General features: G+C 45.3%; 19 protein-coding genes and 1 other RNA gene. 6 read left to right on the forward strand and 14 right to left on the reverse strand.

The genetic code is table 11. The features are described from left to right. Window positions 1–31: 31 nt before the first annotated feature. Entirely contained in the window at window positions 32–337 is a 306-nt protein-coding gene (csoR, locus tag NSQ12_RS17825; protein ID WP_003228404.1) for a copper-sensing transcriptional repressor CsoR, read from the reverse strand. A gap of 127 nt (window positions 338–464) precedes the next feature. On the opposite strand from csoR, the gene iolW reads away from it, so the two are divergent. Then, window positions 465–1,541: a scyllo-inositol 2-dehydrogenase gene (gene iolW / locus NSQ12_RS17830; protein ID WP_219912780.1), complete on the forward strand. Its 1,077-nt coding sequence runs from the start codon at window positions 465–467 to the stop codon at window positions 1,539–1,541. Between the two features lie 36 nt (window positions 1,542–1,577). Here iolW and azoRB read toward each other — a convergent pair whose 3' ends face one another. From azoRB to secG, 11 genes are all read right to left on the reverse strand, one after another. After that, complete coding sequence (gene azoRB / locus NSQ12_RS17835) at window positions 1,578–2,213, reverse strand: FMN-dependent NADH-azoreductase AzoRB (RefSeq protein WP_003243587.1); 636 nt, start codon at window positions 2,211–2,213, stop codon at window positions 1,578–1,580. Between the two features lie 137 nt (window positions 2,214–2,350). Continuing rightward, the gene (locus NSQ12_RS17840) at window positions 2,351–4,267 is read right to left on the reverse strand and encodes an FUSC family protein (RefSeq protein WP_088326957.1); all 1,917 of its coding nucleotides are present in this window, start codon (window positions 4,265–4,267) and stop codon (window positions 2,351–2,353) included. Window positions 4,268–4,429: 162 nt separating this feature from the next. Beyond that, window positions 4,430–4,831 carry a YvaD family protein gene (locus NSQ12_RS17845; protein ID WP_003242541.1) on the reverse strand — a complete coding sequence of 134 codons (402 nt, stop codon included), beginning with the start codon at window positions 4,829–4,831 and terminating at the stop codon, window positions 4,430–4,432. Further along, window positions 4,828–5,187: a multidrug efflux SMR transporter gene (locus tag NSQ12_RS17850; protein WP_017695156.1), complete on the reverse strand. Its 360-nt coding sequence runs from the start codon at window positions 5,185–5,187 to the stop codon at window positions 4,828–4,830. The genes NSQ12_RS17845 and NSQ12_RS17850 overlap by 4 nt, the downstream gene beginning before the upstream one ends. Continuing rightward, window positions 5,184–5,756, reverse strand: coding sequence for a TetR/AcrR family transcriptional regulator (locus NSQ12_RS17855; RefSeq protein ID WP_003228390.1), 573 nt, complete (start codon window positions 5,754–5,756; stop codon window positions 5,184–5,186). The genes NSQ12_RS17850 and NSQ12_RS17855 overlap by 4 nt, the downstream gene beginning before the upstream one ends. A 109-nt stretch (window positions 5,757–5,865) precedes the next feature. Beyond that, entirely contained in the window at window positions 5,866–6,660 is a 795-nt protein-coding gene (locus NSQ12_RS17860; RefSeq protein ID WP_003228388.1) for an SDR family oxidoreductase, read from the reverse strand. Window positions 6,661–6,842: 182 nt separating this feature from the next. Continuing rightward, window positions 6,843–7,205, reverse strand: a transfer-messenger RNA (tmRNA) gene (ssrA, locus tag NSQ12_RS17865). Window positions 7,206–7,381: 176 nt separating this feature from the next. Next, window positions 7,382–7,852 (reverse strand): SsrA-binding protein, encoded by a 471-nt coding sequence (smpB, locus tag NSQ12_RS17870; protein WP_003220025.1) that lies wholly within the window; start codon window positions 7,850–7,852, stop codon window positions 7,382–7,384. Window positions 7,853–7,996: 144 nt separating this feature from the next. Then, window positions 7,997–10,336, reverse strand: coding sequence for a ribonuclease R (gene rnr, locus NSQ12_RS17875; protein ID WP_003228386.1), 2,340 nt, complete (start codon window positions 10,334–10,336; stop codon window positions 7,997–7,999). Window positions 10,337–10,354: 18 nt separating this feature from the next. Then, window positions 10,355–11,095 (reverse strand): carboxylesterase, encoded by a 741-nt coding sequence (locus tag NSQ12_RS17880; protein ID WP_003242610.1) that lies wholly within the window; start codon window positions 11,093–11,095, stop codon window positions 10,355–10,357. A gap of 131 nt (window positions 11,096–11,226) precedes the next feature. Beyond that, window positions 11,227–11,457: a preprotein translocase subunit SecG gene (gene secG / locus NSQ12_RS17885; protein ID WP_003220028.1), complete on the reverse strand. Its 231-nt coding sequence runs from the start codon at window positions 11,455–11,457 to the stop codon at window positions 11,227–11,229. A 148-nt stretch (window positions 11,458–11,605) separates the two neighbouring features. Between secG and NSQ12_RS17890 the strand changes: the two genes are divergently transcribed. Continuing rightward, window positions 11,606–12,379 (forward strand): alpha/beta hydrolase, encoded by a 774-nt coding sequence (locus tag NSQ12_RS17890; RefSeq protein WP_088326963.1) that lies wholly within the window; start codon window positions 11,606–11,608, stop codon window positions 12,377–12,379. Window positions 12,380–12,411: 32 nt separating this feature from the next. On the opposite strand, the gene NSQ12_RS17895 is transcribed toward NSQ12_RS17890, so the two are convergent. Beyond that, the gene (locus NSQ12_RS17895; protein WP_009968172.1) at window positions 12,412–12,645 is read right to left on the reverse strand and encodes a helix-turn-helix transcriptional regulator; all 234 of its coding nucleotides are present in this window, start codon (window positions 12,643–12,645) and stop codon (window positions 12,412–12,414) included. A 151-nt stretch (window positions 12,646–12,796) separates the two neighbouring features. On the opposite strand from NSQ12_RS17895, the gene rghR reads away from it, so the two are divergent. The 4 genes from rghR (at window position 12,797) to NSQ12_RS17915 (ending at window position 15,899) form a co-directional block, all read left to right on the forward strand. Beyond that, window positions 12,797–13,204: a transcriptional repressor RghR gene (gene rghR / locus NSQ12_RS17900; protein WP_003220034.1), complete on the forward strand. Its 408-nt coding sequence runs from the start codon at window positions 12,797–12,799 to the stop codon at window positions 13,202–13,204. Window positions 13,205–13,233: 29 nt separating this feature from the next. After that, window positions 13,234–13,653: a helix-turn-helix transcriptional regulator gene (locus tag NSQ12_RS17905; RefSeq protein ID WP_014480905.1), complete on the forward strand. Its 420-nt coding sequence runs from the start codon at window positions 13,234–13,236 to the stop codon at window positions 13,651–13,653. Window positions 13,654–13,744: 91 nt separating this feature from the next. Further along, on the forward strand, window positions 13,745–14,071 hold the full coding sequence (gene catR / locus NSQ12_RS17910; RefSeq protein WP_003242888.1) for a catDE operon transcriptional regulator CatR: 327 nt from the start codon (window positions 13,745–13,747) through the stop codon (window positions 14,069–14,071). Between the two features lie 127 nt (window positions 14,072–14,198). Then, window positions 14,199–15,899 carry a methyl-accepting chemotaxis protein gene (locus tag NSQ12_RS17915; RefSeq protein WP_110109478.1) on the forward strand — a complete coding sequence of 567 codons (1,701 nt, stop codon included), beginning with the start codon at window positions 14,199–14,201 and terminating at the stop codon, window positions 15,897–15,899. Window positions 15,900–15,939: 40 nt separating this feature from the next. Here NSQ12_RS17915 and opuBD read toward each other — a convergent pair whose 3' ends face one another. Continuing rightward, complete coding sequence (opuBD, locus tag NSQ12_RS17920; protein WP_003228374.1) at window positions 15,940–16,620, reverse strand: choline ABC transporter permease OpuBD; 681 nt, start codon at window positions 16,618–16,620, stop codon at window positions 15,940–15,942. Window positions 16,621–16,633: the final 13 nt, after the last annotated feature.

Genomic DNA, 16,633 nt, shown 5'->3' on the forward strand with positions numbered 1-16,633 from the left:
CCCCCATAGGGTATTACAATAAAAAAACGCTTTATGATTTTGTGAACTTTTTAAATACGTCCAAAAGCTCAGAAATGGCCTGTTCCCCGTCTCCGCTTTTGATGGCATCTGCTACACAATGATGGGCATGATCCTCAAGCAAATGAAGCGCCACATTTTTCATTGCCGCCTGAACAGCTGAAATTTGCACAAGAATATCTACACAATATCTGTCGTTTTCCACCATGTTTTGAATGCCTCTGACCTGGCCCTCAATCCGCTTAAGCCGGTTTGTAATCTGATCCTTTTCTTTCGAGCTTTTATGGTTTAATGTTTTATGTTCGTTATGCTTTTCCATGCGTACACCTCTGTTTAATGATATTAATTCCCATTATACTGATTGTCCAAACGGTTGTCTAAGCATGCCGATGCAAAAAATGAATCAGTTAGGTTTTACCATTTGATCAGGAGGGTATATACTTCTGTTGATAACGCTTTTAAAGGGGAGAAGAAAAGTGGATGCGATCAAGGTTGGAATATTAGGATACGGATTGTCCGGTTCTGTTTTTCACGGGCCGCTGCTGGATGTTCTGGATGAATATCAAATCAGCAAAATCATGACATCTCGGACAGAAGAAGTGAAACGGGATTTTCCAGATGCTGAGGTTGTACATGAGCTTGAGGAAATCACAAATGACCCTGCCATTGAGCTTGTCATTGTCACCACCCCGAGCGGCCTTCATTACGAGCATGCTATGGCATGCATACAGGCCGGAAAACATGTTGTGATGGAAAAACCAATGACAGCAACGGCCGAAGAGGGGGAAACATTAAAAAGGGCTGCCGATGAAAAAGGCGTATTATTAAGCGTATATCATAACCGACGCTGGGATAACGACTTTTTAACGATTAAAAAGCTGATCTCTGAGGGATCTCTTGAAGATATCAATACATATCAAGTTTCCTATGACCGCTACAGACCTGAAGTTCAAGCGCGGTGGCGGGAAAAAGAAGGCATTGCCACTGGTACGCTGTATGATCTCGGCTCCCACATCATAGACCAAACCCTGCATTTGTTTGGGATGCCTAAAGCCGTGACTGCAAACGTGATGGCCCAGCGGGAAAATGCCGAAACGGTTGACTATTTTCATTTAACCCTGGATTATGGCAAGCTTCAAGCCATTCTATACGGAGGATCAATCGTTCCGGCAAACGGACCTCGTTATCAAATCCATGGAAAAGATTCCAGCTTTATCAAATACGGAATTGACGGACAGGAAGACGCACTCAGAGCGGGAAGAAAACCAGAGGATGACAGCTGGGGTGCAGATGATCCGGAGTTTTACGGACAGCTTACAACCATTCGTGGCTCCGACAAAAAAACAGAAACGATCCCATCAGTAAATGGCTCCTACCTTACTTATTACCGCAAAATAGCGGAAAGCATACGGAAAGGTGCTGCGCTGCCAGTCACTGCTGAGGAAGGTATTAATGTCATCCGCATCATTGAAGCCGCGATGAAAAGCAGTAAAGAGAAACGAACCATTATGCTGGAGCACTAAAACAAAAGCCTCCCCAAATAAGGGGAGGCTTTTTCATTAGAATGTTTTTCCTGCTTCTTTCGCACGCGCAATCGCGTCTTCTTTGATTTGCTGTGCTTTATCAGGCTCCGCATTATGTCCCTCTACGAAAATGCCATCGAATGATGGTACGCCGAAGAAGTTCATCATGATGCCGATGTAGCGGTGCCCCATTTCCATCTCAGCCGCAGGGCCTTCTGAATAGTAGCCGCCGCGCGCTTGGATATGAATTGCTTTTTTATCAGTCAACAAGCCGACAGGACCTTGTTCTGTGTATTTGAATGATTTTCCTGCAACAGCAACAGAATCGAGATACGCTTTCATCACTGGCGGGAATGAGAAGTTCCATAAAGGAGTAACAAATACGTACTTATCAGCTGATGCAAATTGATCGCTAAGCTCTCCCAAACGGCCTACTTTCGCTTTTTCGCTTTCAGAAAGCTCTTCAAAGCCTGTACCTGACTGAAGCTTTCCCCATCCGCTAAATACATCTGCGTCAATGTGCGGGATGTTTTCTTTGTACAAATCGATATGTACAACTTCATCATTTGGATTCGCTTCTTTGTAAGATTCGATAAATGCTTTACCTGTTGCCATACTGTACGAAGTTGCTTCGTCATGCGGATGAGCAGTGATATATAATACTTTTGCCATTTTTACCAGCCCTTTCGTTTTTAAAAATCACACATCAATTATTATCATACAGATGCATAATGATTATTCTGTCTCTCTTAGACTTTATTATAGAGACAAAGAAATTTACTTTCAAGTAAAACATCTCGAATTAAAGATTATTTAACTTTCCAAACAGCTTTCTTTTCAAAAGCTGTTCTCAAGCCGGAATACAGCGCGGACAGTTCTTTACTGATTCGAGGATAATGAGGGACATGCGGCACTTGAATATCCGCAGGCATCCTTTTCATGATAAAGGATTGCTCAGCCTGTTCAAAAAACGCCCGCAGCTGGTTGATCTCTTCATCAGAAAACGGAGCAGGCGGACGGCGGTGAGCTTGGGCCGAAAGCAAATAGTACCCTAAGTGCTGAGCACCGGAAATGGCAGGCCAGAGCGCCTCCGCATTCGCATGAGGAAACTCTCCAAGGACCTTGTCATACGCATCCCGAAGCCTGACAAGACTCACCCTTAACTTGTGTTCGTCGGCATTCTGCCCGGTTAACAGTTTCTCCATAAACTGCCCTTCCAGCCGGATGACGTTCCTCATCAGTTCAGGCAGTCGCTTCGTTGAAAACCGCCGCCACAAAAGTATTGTCCCCAACAGCCCGATCACGCTGCCGACAGCTACATCAGTCAGCCTCGCTATCATAAAATAACCGGCGCCCGCGCCGCCATGCATACTTTCTGTGATAACAAGCGCATTTGCGGTTAAAAAGGGAACAGCCAGCGCATAATTGCGGACGATCAGCATCTCAAGAAGACATTGCAGCGCTGCAATACAAAACGCAATATAAACACCGCCCGGCTTAAAAAACAGGATTGCGCCTGCCAGTATAACACCGATCACCGTTCCGGCCGAACGCTGAATAGCCCTGTGAAGCGTAAAAACAACAGTAGTGCCAAGCATGACCGCTGCTGCCGAAAGCGGAATCCAATAGGAACGTGCAAAGCCGAATGCGAGGGCAAACATATCGGCGGCAAACAGAACAATTCCGTACTTTAACGCTCTAATCAAAACTGGAGACTTCCAGTCAAAGGCATTTCTCAAAAAGTAAAAAGAGGATGGCAGGCGGCTTGGTTCCCCGTCAAGCTGCTTATCAAAACGTCCTGAAGCGATATACAAAACCTCATTGATTTCTTCAAACAGCTTCCGCCTAGGCTCAGATTCATTTTCATTAATCTGAAACGTATTGAAAACCCGTGCATTCGCAAGCATATCTCCGGTTTGGCGAAGTGCCTTTTCAATCTGCGCGGTCTCTCTGTCCGGCGTTTCAGCTGAAAAATGAATAATGGCAATAAATATGTCGTCAGCTTTCTCAAGGAGGCGAAAAAATCGTTCATCATGCCGCGATTTTTTCCGTCTGTTCCCTTTCCCAAGAACCGTTTGGCGGGCTGTTCTAAGCATGAGCACCGTCTGATGCTGTGCGTTATGAAAACCTGGCGTTCCGACGGCTGAAAGACATGCAGCCAGCTGATGATATGTTTTTTGCAGCACCGCTCCCTCCGGTCCATGTTTGTTCCATAACCAGCCGATTAAAGCGATACCCATGGCGAAAATGCCGCCGAGAAACGTCAGTCCCGCTCTGAACAGCGCTTGTGAAGGATCGGCCGGCAGCCCGGAACTGACTAAAAAGGCAAGGACAAAAAACATCGGCGCAGGGCCTTGAATGCCGAGCGCGCTAAAAATAAACATCGCCGCTGCACCGATCAGCCCCAAAACAGCCGCCATCATCCAAAGCATCCCGGACAAAAGCGTCCCTAAACCAAATGAGAGGGCGATCCCAATAGAAACCAAGAGCAGCTTCAAGGCGCGCTTTTTGTACGATTCACCGCCCGCATATAAATAAACAAAGCCTCCGATACTTGCAATTAATCCGTAATCCGTGTGACCTGCCAATGCACCGACCAGCACAGGAAACCCTGAAGCGAAACCTGATCCGATAGCCTTTTTCCAAGGAAATGGATTTGCATGAATGCGAAAGGCATCCTTCACGATAGGCATGATTCTTTGATTGTTCGCAGCAGTTTTGTTCATTTGACAAAATCCTTTTCAATGAATGTGTAGAACTTTTCCCGTTTCTTCGCTTTAGTATGCCCAAAAACGCGGTTAGCTTCTCAATTGGTGCGCACGATAAAAAAACAGAGACTTATACCGTCTCTGCTTCATTACATCAGTTTATTATAAAAGCGGCACCTGTCAGGACTGTTTTGTCCTTCTGCCTTCCTTCAAGAGCAGGTGAATAAAAAATAAAGGATAAATCAATAGATACCCATTAAACAGCCACCACACAAGATCAAAGTCACTGCTGAATGTCCAGAATGATAGCGCCTGCAGACCTGAACAACAGGTCAGCACAAGAGAAATCAGCGCCATCAGCTTCCAGTCAGCTCGATTCACCCGCTGTAGGTACAAGCTGTACAACCCTGTGACAGAAATCAGGATATCCAGCGGAAAAAAAGACCAGTTCCAAGCGATCATAAACGGATGGTCATGATGTTTAAAAGCCCAGCTTTCCGGTATGAGCGAAAATCCGGCTGACAGCCAGTACAAGATAAAACCGATATCAGTCACGAGAAAAAACAGCTTCATATATCTCATTTGTACTGCCCGCTTTTATGTACCGGCTCAGACACCGCAGCATGCTCGATCAGGTTTAAAGACACAACACCGGCAATAATCAATCCAATTGAAATGACTTTCATGACACTCACATGTTCTTGAAAAAACAAAAAACCAACGACTGTAATCAGGACAATTCCCATCCCTGACCATACAGCATAAGCAACAGATACATCAATGGATTTAAGCGTAAGCGTCAGAAAGAAAAGACTCCCTCCATAAAAGAAAATCAACAGCAAACTGGGAATAAGCTTTGTAAAACCGGACGATAGCTTCATGCTGACCGTTCCCGCAACCTCAAACAAAATCGCCGAGCATAGAAACACCCAATTCATGTCGCATCAGCCTCCTCATCAGCTGTTATACCGTTAAACAAAACATCTACAATTGATTCAAGCACCTCTCCTGTCGTGAACTGATGTTTCAGCGGATATTCAGGGTCATACACTTGATTGATGCTCCCTATATACATGTGAACAAACAGGTCCGGATTGATGTTTCTGATTCTCTTTTGCTGTTTGCACTCGTTTAATAATGCTAGGACAATGGCCCATTCTGCCTTAATAAACGTGTCTAATGTAAGCCACGCATCGTAATGGTATTTCTTTAGTTCATTTAATAATCCCATGTTCAGCAGTTCCATCCCCTGTGGAAGGCTGATCAGCATTTTTTTCACCTTTTCAAGCACATTTAAACTTTCATTTTCATAGATGTCTCTTTCTATTTGCTTCATTTCAGCTATAAATTGTTCGACAACCGCCTCAACAAGCTGATCTTTAGATGAATAATATGCATAGAGCGTCCGCTTGCTCGTTCCCAGCGCTGCCGCCAAATCATTCATCGTAAATGAAAATCCTTTCTGCTTAATCAGCCGGATGGTTTCCGCCATAATTCTTTTTTCCACATTAATCCCCCGCTTTCGGTACCAAGAAAACTATTTAGGTACCAATATTATACGGCAGAAATTTATGGAAATCAACAATATATAAAAAACCTCTCCTGTTGGGAGAGGTTTAAAAGACACTGCGGACCAAACCGCCGTCCGCCCGAAGTGCCGCACCATTGATCGCAGAGGAAAGCGGGCTGCTTAAAAATGTAACGAAGTGGGCGATTTCTTCCGGACGGATCAGTCTTTGAATAATAGATGTCGGCCGGTTTTCTTTCATAAAACGTGCCTCAGCTTCTTGAACAGTCAGGTTTTCACCAGGATACAGCGAGTTCAGCATGGTTTCCACACCCTCTGTTAAGGTAGAGCCCGGCATGACGGTGTTGACTGTGACATTCGTGCCGGTTGCCAGCTCCGCCAAACTGCGGGAAATGGACAGCTGCATCGTTTTTGTCGCACTGTAATGCGCCATTTCCTGTGACGGCATAATCGCCGCTTCACTGGCAATGAAAATCACACGCCCTTCCTTTTTCTCTATCATGTTATGCAAATACCTGCGTGTCAGCCTTACACCGCTCATAATATTCACTTCAAAAAAACGAAACCATTCATCGTCGGGAATATCAAAGTACTCCGCCGGTTCAAAAATCCCTAAATTGTTGACCAAAATATCAACCTCTGGATATGCCTGAAACAGCTCATTGCAGCCTTCTTCTGTTCCCAAATCAAATGCAGCCGGATAAAGAACCGCTTCAGCATGTTGTGTTTTCAGTTCATCTATCGTCTGATTCACTTTCTCTTCCCGGCGTCCGTTAATGATCACTGCCGCACCTTCTTCAGCTAACGAAGAGGCAATAGCTTTTCCGATCCCAGATGTCGAACCGGTCACCAGTGCGGTTTTTCCTTGTAAATTCAGCTTCATTATTCATCCCTCCGTTTTTGATTCCTCTTATTTATTGACAGAAATCTGATTGGTGAAACATCTGCTCTGCAATCAGTATGAAACAGCTGGGATTGAAATGGAAGTACGCACTTTTTGGTGCCTGTGGTTTGGAGAATAAATAAAGCAGAACCTCTTGAGAGGTTCTGCTTTATTGTCAGTATGTATGGAGACGGTGGGAGTCGAACCCACGTCCAGAAACATCGATTACTTAAGCGTCTACGAGCGTAGCCTGCATATTTATGGTTTCACTCATCTTCTTGCCTGCGGGCGGGCCTTCCGAGAGCTAGTCTGTTCATCTCTTCTTACGTTCTCAGACAGGAACGCAAGCGTAGCCTACTTGGATGTGCTCTTCACAGACACATAGGCAATGTCAGGAAGAGCTCGCTGCGCTTATTAGGCAGCTAATGCTACGTTTTGGTTAAAACTGTTAGTTTTGCCAGTTATATTTAAGTGCGTGTTTACGAGATCGCCTCTCGGCTCGCAGCTCAAGCTCGATCCATCCCTGTCGAATCCGTAACGTCCCCTTGGTATAAGGGAAATACGGGAGAAAATATCAAGCTCTCACTCAAACTGGCTATAGTCTTATTATAACATGATCACGGCTCTTTTCAATTGTCAAATCCTTCAAATGAATGGCGTCGTGATCTGATCGTGAACACAGTATAGCACAGGCCTGATTTTCGAATCAAGCACTATGCCTTTAGAAGCCTTTTTGACTGTCTCTGAACGCTCTTTCGATTTCCCGCTTCGCGTCCTTGCGCTTCAGGTCTTCCCGTTTGTCATAGTTCTTCTTCCCTTTTCCAAGGCCGAGAAGCACTTTGGCAAAGCCGTTTTTTAAATACAGCTTCAGCGGAACGAGAGAATAGCCTTTTTCCTTTGTTAACCCGATCAGCTTATTAATCTCCTTGCGGTGCATTAACAGCTTTCTTGTCCGGAGCGGATCGTGGTTATAGCGGTTTCCCTGCTCATATGGGCTGACGTGCATATTGTGGAGAAACACTTCTCCCCGTTCGATTTTGGCGAAGGAATCTTTAAGGTTTACGCGGCCGGCGCGAATCGATTTGATTTCGGTTCCTTGCAGAACGATGCCTGTTTCATAGGTTTCTTCTATAAAATAATCGTGGTTGGCTTTCTTATTTTGAGATAATACTTTTCCTGACCCTTTTGGCATGCCAGAACCTCCTCTCTCTAAGGAAAAACTGTCCACCTTTTGCGATACGCTCTATTTTACCAAATGTCACGTACCGCTACAATGAAAAGCTGTTTCCGAAAGAAAGCAAATAGAGCGCTGCGACCCTATTTGCTGGTTGAGCTGCTATTTCTTCTTTTTCCGTTTCTGTTTCGGAGCATTCTGGAAGCCGCGTTTTTTCTTTTTCTTCTTCGGCTTAGTGAACCACTCCCCTTTTTCCTCAGACGGAGCTGGAGAAACAGGTGTATTGGTGCTTTGAACACGTTTTCTGGCAGGCTTTCCGCGTTTTCTGCTCCGGCTGCTGTCCAATTCTCTCGGACGCCGCGGAGTGCCCTTCATGCCGACAATTTCAAAGTCGATATTGCGCTCATCTTTATTGACATCGACAACCTTGACTGTGATTTCATCCCCGATGCGGAAGACGTTGCCTGTCCGCTCGCCAATCATTGCGAAATGCTGTTCGTCAAAGCGGTAGTAGTCATCTGTCATAAAGCTGACATGGACGAGTCCTTCAATTGTATTCGGCAGCTCGACGAACATTCCGAAGTTTGTCACAGAGCTGATCATGCCGTCAAACTCTTCACCGATTTTATCAAGCATGTATTCCGCTTTTTTCAGATCATCCGTCTCACGCTCGGCGTCAACTGCACGGCGCTCCATTGATGATGTATGTTCGGCGATATCCGGCAGGCGTTCAGCCCACTTTTCCTGTGTCGCTTCATCGACTTTGCCGTTGATCAAATACGTTCGGATCAGACGGTGAACGATTAAGTCCGGGTAACGGCGGATCGGCGATGTGAAATGCGTATAGAATTCCGTTGACAGACCGAAGTGCCCCAAGCTTTGCGGGTCGTATTTCGCCTGTTTCATCGAACGGAGCATAACAGTAGATATAACCGTTTCCTCTGGTCTGTCACGCACAGCGTCCAGAATGCTTTGCAGCGCGCGCGGATGAATATTCCCCGCCGTTCCTTTCACCACATAGCCAAATGTCGTCACAAATTCTAAAAACTTTTGCAGCTTTTCAGCATTTGGCTCTTCGTGAATCCGGTATATAAACGGGACGTTCATCCAATGGAAATGCTCTGCCACTGTTTCGTTTGCCACAAGCATAAATTCTTCAATCAGCTTCTCGGCGACAGAGCGTTCTCTGATCACAACGTCTTTAACCGCTCCTTCGTCATCAACAAGCACCTTTGCTTCTTTGAAATCAAAGTCAACGGCGCCGCGGTCCATCCGCTTATCGCGAAGAATTTGAGCCAGGCGCTCCATGTCTTTGAACATCGGAACAAGAGGCTCGTATTTTTGCTTCAGCTCTTCATCATCATCAACAAGAATTTTATTCACATCTGAATATGTCATTCTTTCCGTTGTTTTGATGACACTTTGGAAGATCTCGTGCTCTGTCACCTGTCCCTGACTGTTAATTGTCATTTCACAAGAAAGCGTCAGGCGGTCAACCTTTGGATTTAAGGAGCAGATGCCGTTTGACAATCTGTGCGGAATCATCGGGATGACACGGTCAACCAGATACACACTTGTCCCTCTTTCAAGCGCTTCTTTGTCAATCGGCGAGTTTTCGGTTACGTAATGGCTGACATCAGCTATGTGAACGCCAAGCTTGTAGCTTCCATCATCAAGTTTCGTCACGGTAACTGCATCATCCAAATCCTTCGCATCCGCACCATCAATGGTGACAATCACCTGGTCACGGAGATCACGGCGGTCTTTCAGATCTTTTTCATCAATCGTGTCAGGCGTACTTGATGCCTGTTCCATCGCGTCAGCTGGAAATTCTCCCGGCAGGCCGTGCTTATGAATGACCGATAAAATATCAATGCCCGGGTCGTTTTTGTGGCCGAGAATGGTTTCAACCTCACCCTCTGCGTTCATGCGGCCTTCAGGATAGCTCGTCAGCTTGACAACAACCTTATGCCCTTCCGCAGCTCCATTTTTCCCATTTTTCGGAATGAAGATGTCACTCGTGATTTTTTTGTCGTCTGGAATGACAAAGCCGAAGTTTCTCGTTTCTGTATACGTGCCGACAACCCGCTGAATCGCTCTTTCTAAAATCCGTATGACGGTTCCTTCCTGCCTGGAGCCGCTTGACTGTGAATTCAGACGCACCATGACGATATCGCCGTTCATTGCCGTATTTAGCTCATTAGGCGGAATAAACACATCACTTAACGACGTATCCTCAGGCAGCAAAAAGGCGAATCCTTTCGCATGGGCTGAAATCTTTCCTTTTATTAAATTCATCTTCTCCGGAATGCCGTAGCGGTCGCTTCTCGTCCGTACGATAAGCCCTTTTTCTTCCAAGGCGACTAACGCTTTGACGAGCTCTTTAAACTCCTCGGCTTCCGTAATATTTAACATCTCCTCAAGTTCCTGAACGGTCAGAGGTTTGTACGCCTCTTCCTTCATAAACGAGAGAAGCTTTTCCATAAATGCTTCTTTTTCCATTATCCGACCTCCTGTTGATTACCAATCGAGCTTCTCTAAAAATTCATACACATCCTGATGGACGAGGTCACGTTCTTTGTCGAGTGTAATGACATGCCCTGATTCCTCGTACCATTTCAGCTGTTTATCATCAGTTTCCACTTCGTTGTAAATAATATTGGCGCTTTCGGTATTAATCATGTGGTCATGACGGGCCTGCACCACAAATGTCGGTGAATAAATCATATCGACATTATTCCGCACATCAGCAATTAAGTCTTGCAGCGCCTTGAGGGTATTCATCGGCGTTTTTTCGAATTCTTTCATTTCCTCTTCAATTTGCTCCGGGCTTTTCCCCTCAAACTTTTTGTAATTGCGAGCGTATGAAAGAACGCCTTGATACATGACCTCTTCACTCTTAATATGCATCGGTGCGCACATTGGGACAATTCCCTTTATGGGTACAGTGTAACCCAATTTCAGCGAAAAAACCCCGCCAAGCGACAGTCCGCAGGCCGCAATGCTCTCATAGCCTTCAGATTTTAAGTATTCATAGCCATCCATTACGTTTTTCCACCAATCTTCGGGCCCCGTATGTACAAGTTCTTCAGGCGGGACGCCATGTCCTTCATATTGAGGCGCGTGGCACGTATAGCCGCGTTCATTCAAATATCGTCCCAGCATCCTTACATCCGCTGTATTGCCTGTAAAGCCGTGCAGCAAAAGCACCGCTTTGTCTCCGCCTTTAAATGTAAATGGTTTTGGTGTCACAACTTTCATGCTCATGTCTCCCTTTCTATCTGCACGATCATTTTAGTTTTCCACAGTTTAATCAGAAAAAAACGTTTTGAATATCATCCAGAAACGTGAAAAAGGCCTGACTTCACATCAGACCTTATACAAACATTGCCCTATAGGATATAAGCAAGCGCAATCGTTAACACGAAAAACAAGACTGCCAGCACTACCGTAATGCGGTGCAAAATTAAATCAAGACCTCTTGCTTTTTGTTTCCCGAAGAGCTGCTCCGCTCCGCCTGAAATCGCACCAGATAATCCGGCGCTTTTACTGGATTGAAGCAAAACGACAATAATAAGTGCAATGCTGACGATAACCAATAAGGTAATCAAAACTGCGTGCATCCCATACACCTCCAGACTCACTGGCTACATTACTTCTATTTTACATGAAAAGGGTTGGCATGTCACGCTGTATCAGACGCCAAAAGGCCGGATAAGACGTTTTATCTTGGTTACCCTATTCATATGAAAAGGACAAAGGAGAAAAGCGATGCCGCTTATCAGCATAGACAGCAGGAAACATCTTTTTTATGAAGAATATGGACAGGGAATCCCTATCATTTTTATCCACCCGCCGGGCATGGGACGCAAGGTTTTTTATTATCAGCGCCTTCTATCCAAGCATTTCAGGGTGATTTTTCCCGATTTAAGCGGCCACGGTGATAGTGATCATATCGATCAGCCAGCGTCTATTTCCTATTACGCAAACGAGATCGCGCAATTCATGGACGCTTTGGATATTGATAAAGCTGTGTTATTCGGGTATTCTGCCGGAGGCTTAATCGCGCAGCATACCGGCTTCACCCGCCCCGACAAAGTGTCACACCTTATTCTGTCCGGCGCCTACCCCGCTGTTCATAACGTAATCGGCCAGAAGCTGCACAAACTGGGAATGTATCTGCTTGAAAAAAACCCCGGTTTGCTCATGAAAATCCTCGCTGGCAGCCACACAAAAGACAGACAGCTTCGCAGCATATTAACAGACCATATGAAAAAAGCAGACCTGGCCCATTGGCATCAGTATTATCTGGATTCGCTTGGCTACAGCTGCATTGAACAGCTGCCCCGCCTAGAAATGCCAATGCTGTTTATGTATGGCGGCCTGCGGGACTGGACCTTTACAAACGCAGGCTATTACCGAAGATCGTGCAGACATGCCGAATTTTTCAGATTGGAATATCAGGGACATCAATTGCCGACAAAACAATGGAAAACGTGCAATGAGCTGGTGACAGGGTTTGTGCTGACACATCATTCAATATAGAAAACGTTGGATCTCCTTGCGTTTTCTATATTTTATTGACTTTTGTCAACAAAATCATAGTAAAAAAGATCCTCAAATTTCAAATTAAAATAGTGAAGCATTTTACCGATCACAAGCTGCCCCGGCCGTCTTTCTCCATTCAGCACGCGGCTCAGTGTGGCGGGTGAGACTCCGATTTCCAGCGCAAGCTGATTAAGGGAATAATCGTTATTAACCATATACTGCAAGACATAATCACGTCTAATCTGTATCTTTTCTACTGGCACTTTCCTCACCTTCCATTCCTGAAAAACTTTTTTCTATACTTTTACATTACGGCTTATGTTAACTTTTGTCAATACATTTCCAGTCTACCTATTCCCTTTAGTCAATAAACATACTAAAATATGAGTAACAGTGAGGGACGGGGTGAGATATATGGAAAGCTTTGGCGAACAATTACGGGCATTGCGTGAAGAGAGAAAGTTAACAGTCAACCAGCTGGCGACTTATTCAGGCGTAAGCGCGGCCGGCATCTCCAGAATCGAAAACGGAAAACGGGGCGTTCCCAAACCTGCCACCATCAAAAAACTGGCAGAGGCCTTAAAAATTCCTTATGAGGGGCTTATGTACAAGGCTGGTTACATCGAAGAAGTGCATGAAGCCAGGGCCCCTTACGAAACGAAGTGCAAGCTGCTTGAAAAAGCGGAGGCCTATGACCTGAAAAACCTTGCGCTTCTTGAGAACGAAAAGTGGCAATATCTCAATAAAGAAGATTTGCTCATGCTGGATCATTATTTTTCGTTTATTTCAGACGAAGCCAAAAAACGGTCTGCTGATGACTGACTCTTGATAGAAATGTGAGGCGATAGACCATGTCACCGTTCGGACAGCAATTACGGGAGCTGCGCCGCGCCCGCAAACTGACAGTGAATCAGCTTGCGGTGTACTCAGGCATCAGCTCGGCCACCATTTCAAAAATTGAAAACGGCAAACGCGGGACGCCAAAACCCGCCACGATTAAAAAACTGGCAGCCGTCCTGAAAGTGCCGTACGAAAACCTAATGGCCGCCGCAGGCCATATTCAGGCCTTTCCTGAAGAAATCCGCGAAGCATCTGAAAGCTATCAATCCGTTTATGAAATTTACCAGACGGCTGTCACTCGCGGAGCGGAGCACCTCCCGATTTTCAATAGTCAAAAATGGGAACATCTCTCAAAGCAGGATATTGAAAATCTCAGCAAATACTTCGATTTTTTGTCTTCAGAAGCAAAAAAACGCGCCTCTTCCTCATAATCCCCTGTTTCTCTTTCTATATTTTATCAATCACGCTTGCATACCCTCCCTCGTTATTTGCGTTATAATAGTGACAGACGAGGTGAAAAGTATGAACCAATCAGAAATGTGTCCTAGATTTGAAAAAGCAGTCGACATCTTAAGTAAACGCTGGGTCGCTTTAATCGTATTTCAGCTCTTGAACGGGTCTCAGCGATTTAGCGAAATTGAAGCAGCACTTCCAAATCTAAGCGGCAGAGTTCTGTCAGAACGGCTGAAAGAACTTGAGCTTGAAGGAGTAGTGAAGCGGGATGTCATCCCTGAAACTCCGGTTCGCATCGAATATTCATTGACTGATAAAGGAAAGGCACTAGCACCCATTTTAGGTGAGATTTCTAAATGGGCGACTGAATGGATTGACCCTTCCTTTCTTGACTAATTGCTAAAACGGCTCTGATCTCAAAGATGAGAAAAGAGCCGTTTTTTATTTTTTCCCAGGTGAAAAAACGATTTCTCAGCCGATATATAGTACATCCACACATTACGTTTTTAAAGGAGACCACTATATGCGACTGACGATTTCCCGCAAATTCAGCCTGGTATTTTTGACACTGATCCTGATCAATTTACTTGTAGGCGGAATAGGCGTTCTTAATATGCAGCATATCATTCAAAAAACAGATGAAATCAACACAAAATGGATTGACGGCATCAAAGGAATCACTTCAATTAATTATGTAACCGAGCACCTGTCTTCTAAAGAAAAGGACTTTCTGATTTATACAGACAAAAGCAAAATGGATACACTTGATCAAGAAATGAATCAAATCATGGAAGACATTAACCAAAAGCTCGATAACTACGAAAAAACGATCTCCACTGATAAAGAGCAGAAACTGTTCGAGCAGCTTCAAACTGAAGTGAATACCTATATGGATATTCATGCGCAAATTATCGAAAGCGGCCGCACGAATGACATGGACAAAGCAAGAGGTTTATTGGTTCAGACTGAGGCCAGCTTTGAGGATATGAAAAAAACAATCACTCAGCTTGTTGACTTAAATCAAGAAGGCAGCAACACAGCGGTAAAAGAAACGAAGGCCGTCTATCATAAAGGGCTCATTTACACTGCTTTGCTTGTGGCAGCTTCGATCCTCATCAGCATTTTCATCTGGCTTTATATCACGCGAAACATTGTAAAGCCTATCATTCGCATGAAGGAATCTGCCAATCATATTGCCGAAGGCGATCTGTCGAACGATATGGAGCCGCTCAACTCAAAAGACGAGCTGGGTGATCTGAATGAAGCGCTGCAAAAAATGGTAGGGAATCTGAGAGATATTGTCGGATATTCTAAAGACATATCAAGCCGGGTTCTTTCTTCTTCGCAGGTGCTTGCAACCGCAACGAATGAAACAAGATCCGGCAGCAAACATATTACTGAAACGATGAACGAAATGGCTGAGGGCTCTGAACAGCAGGCCCAAGACGCGGTGACGATTGCCGAATCGATGAATGAGTTCACTGAAAACATTGATAAAGCCTATAATCACGGCATCACAATCAGCGATACGTCTCAAAACGTTCTCGAACTCGCAGTAAGCGGAAACGAAAATATGGCTACGTCATTACAGCAAATGAAAACCATCCATCATATTGTTCAAGAAGCCGTGCATAAAGTGAGATCACTGGAACAGCATTCTCAGGATATCAACAAGCTCGTACAAGTCATCAACGGAATTGCCGAGCAAACGAATTTGCTGTCCCTTAACGCCGCGATTGAAGCTGCCCGCGCTGGAGAAAGCGGCAAAGGCTTCGCCGTTGTGGCAGAGGAGGTCAGAAAGCTGGCTGACGGCGTTTCTGATTCCGTGCAGGACATTACCCGGATTGTAAACGGGACACAGCAGGAAATCCACTCCGTTATTAAGTACTTGGAAAGCAGCTTTACAGAAGTCGAAAAAGGAACGGAAAACCTGACAGACACCGGACAGGCTATGCAGCATATCAAACAATCCGTCACCCATGTTGCAGACAGCATTAAGGAAGTAACGGATGGCCTGAAGCAGTTAACAAACCAATCGATTACCATCAATCAATCGATTGAAAATATCGCTTCTGTATCCGAAGAGTCTGCCGCCGGCATTGAAGAAACATTTTCAATTACCGAGCAATCCGCCCATTCGATGGATCAAGTGCTTCAAAATGCTGAGGAGTTGGAGCAGCTGGCTAAGGAGCTTAATGCAAAGATGGATCAGTTTACAATTTAATATAGAAAAAAGAGGCTGGAGTCCAGCCTCTTTTTCTATTCTATGCAGCTGATTGAACGTGTTTTGCCCCGGTTCTTTTTTTCTTCACCGGACTTAATGCCCGCTCCAGCCAAGCCATAAGCAAATCAGCTCCTACCGCCATCACCGCAGTCGGGATCGCTCCGGCTAGAATAATGGCTGTTCCGTTTGTCGCGTTTGAGCCGCGGACGATCATGTCCCCAAGGCCTCCGGCACCGACAAATGTGCCGATCGCTGTAATTCCGATGGCAATGACGAGAGCCGTGCGAAGGCCCGCCATAATGACAGAAAGTGCGAGCGGGAGCTCAACCATTCTGAGTACTTGGAATTTCGTCATGCCCATTGCTTTTCCCGATTCTAAGTAGGCATGCTCAATACTGATAATGCCTGTGTACGTGTTTCGAATAATCGGCAGCAGGGAATACAGAAATAATGATAGAATCACGGTATTTGCGCCGAGCCCCATAACAAGCATTAAGACGGCCAGCATAGCGAGCGCCGGGATTGTTTGAATAACGTTTGTTACGGCAAACACCCAGGCTGACAAACGGCGAAAATGCGCGATGAGGATTCCGGCCGGAACCCCGACGACAGCGGCAAATAAAACGCCGTAAGCCGACATGAGAAAGTGGCGGCCGAATTCATCCATGACGTAACTGCCATTCTGCGCGTAATACGTCATTAACTGTTCAAGCACGTTCATTGACCTCTTCCCC

The organism is Bacillus sp. PS95, from assembly GCF_037963565.1.
Classification (GTDB): domain Bacteria; phylum Bacillota; class Bacilli; order Bacillales; family Bacillaceae; genus Bacillus; species Bacillus subtilis.

Excerpts from the sequence above, each read along its gene's own strand:
- csoR (WP_003228404.1), bottom strand. The coding sequence starts at position 337 with ATGGAAAAGCATAACGAACATAAAACATTAAACCATAAAAGCTCGAAA.
- azoRB (WP_003243587.1), bottom strand. The coding sequence starts at position 2,213 with ATGGCAAAAGTATTATATATCACTGCTCATCCGCATGACGAAGCAACT.
- NSQ12_RS17840 (WP_088326957.1), bottom strand. The coding sequence starts at position 4,267 with ATGAACAAAACTGCTGCGAACAATCAAAGAATCATGCCTATCGTGAAG.
- NSQ12_RS17845 (WP_003242541.1), bottom strand. The coding sequence starts at position 4,831 with ATGAGATATATGAAGCTGTTTTTTCTCGTGACTGATATCGGTTTTATC.
- NSQ12_RS17850 (WP_017695156.1), bottom strand. The coding sequence starts at position 5,187 with ATGAATTGGGTGTTTCTATGCTCGGCGATTTTGTTTGAGGTTGCGGGA.
- NSQ12_RS17860 (WP_003228388.1), bottom strand. The coding sequence starts at position 6,660 with ATGAAGCTGAATTTACAAGGAAAAACCGCACTGGTGACCGGTTCGACA.
- smpB (WP_003220025.1), bottom strand. The coding sequence starts at position 7,852 with ATGCCAAAAGGGTCAGGAAAAGTATTATCTCAAAATAAGAAAGCCAAC.
- rnr (WP_003228386.1), bottom strand. The coding sequence starts at position 10,336 with ATGGAAAAAGAAGCATTTATGGAAAAGCTTCTCTCGTTTATGAAGGAA.
- NSQ12_RS17880 (WP_003242610.1), bottom strand. The coding sequence starts at position 11,095 with ATGAAAGTTGTGACACCAAAACCATTTACATTTAAAGGCGGAGACAAA.
- secG (WP_003220028.1), bottom strand. The coding sequence starts at position 11,457 with ATGCACGCAGTTTTGATTACCTTATTGGTTATCGTCAGCATTGCACTT.
- NSQ12_RS17890 (WP_088326963.1), top strand. The coding sequence starts at position 11,606 with ATGCCGCTTATCAGCATAGACAGCAGGAAACATCTTTTTTATGAAGAA.
- rghR (WP_003220034.1), top strand. The coding sequence starts at position 12,797 with ATGGAAAGCTTTGGCGAACAATTACGGGCATTGCGTGAAGAGAGAAAG.
- NSQ12_RS17905 (WP_014480905.1), top strand. The coding sequence starts at position 13,234 with ATGTCACCGTTCGGACAGCAATTACGGGAGCTGCGCCGCGCCCGCAAA.
- catR (WP_003242888.1), top strand. The coding sequence starts at position 13,745 with ATGAACCAATCAGAAATGTGTCCTAGATTTGAAAAAGCAGTCGACATC.
- NSQ12_RS17915 (WP_110109478.1), top strand. The coding sequence starts at position 14,199 with ATGCGACTGACGATTTCCCGCAAATTCAGCCTGGTATTTTTGACACTG.
- opuBD (WP_003228374.1), bottom strand. The coding sequence starts at position 16,620 with ATGAACGTGCTTGAACAGTTAATGACGTATTACGCGCAGAATGGCAGT.